The following is a 433-nucleotide window of genomic DNA, read 5'->3' as shown; positions in this document are numbered from 1 at the left end:
CTTTAATGCAATAAGAACCGAGTTGCTAGCTTACCAAAAGTAATAAATCTATTTAATTGTTATTCTGTATGGTTGCGGGCTTATCTAATAAAAACGTCGTATAAGAATGGTATGCCTACATCCAGGTAAAACAAAGAGATGGCGACGAAAAGGACGGTTCCGGCTATTGGTAGAATCCATTTTCTTTTCTTGAATTGGAACCAGTAATTGATTGCCCACATTACAGTCAGGAAAATAATAGTACCGAATCCAAACATGTCAGAGATGGGGTCTCGGTGTGGACTAATATTTACCACAGAGAAAAATGCGAGAAAACCGATAGCTCCCAATAGAATTAAATTGACAGTATGCACGACAATATCATAAATAGTATCCTTGTTTTTCATTAAATTTCCACCCTTTTAACAAGATAGTCATCTTTGAGTAAAGCACC

General features: G+C 36.3%; 1 protein-coding gene. It reads right to left on the bottom strand.

Features of this window, described 5'->3' with window-relative positions; translation table 11 throughout:
- Positions 1 to 80 precede the first annotated feature (80 nt).
- Entirely contained in the window at positions 81 to 386 is a 306-nt protein-coding gene (locus tag MN204_RS20345) for a hypothetical protein (RefSeq protein WP_249872893.1), read from the bottom strand.
- Positions 387 to 433: the final 47 nt, after the last annotated feature.

Source organism: Oceanobacillus saliphilus (assembly GCF_023522835.1).
Lineage (GTDB): Bacteria > Bacillota > Bacilli > Bacillales > Amphibacillaceae > Oceanobacillus > Oceanobacillus saliphilus.
The sequence above is the reverse complement of the archived record's forward strand: the minus strand, read 5'-3'. Positions and strand labels throughout refer to the sequence as shown.

Bases quoted from the DNA above. Each gene is read 5' to 3' on its own strand.
- MN204_RS20345 (WP_249872893.1), bottom strand. From the start codon at position 386: ATGAAAAACAAGGATACTATTTATGATATTGTCGTGCATACTGTCAAT.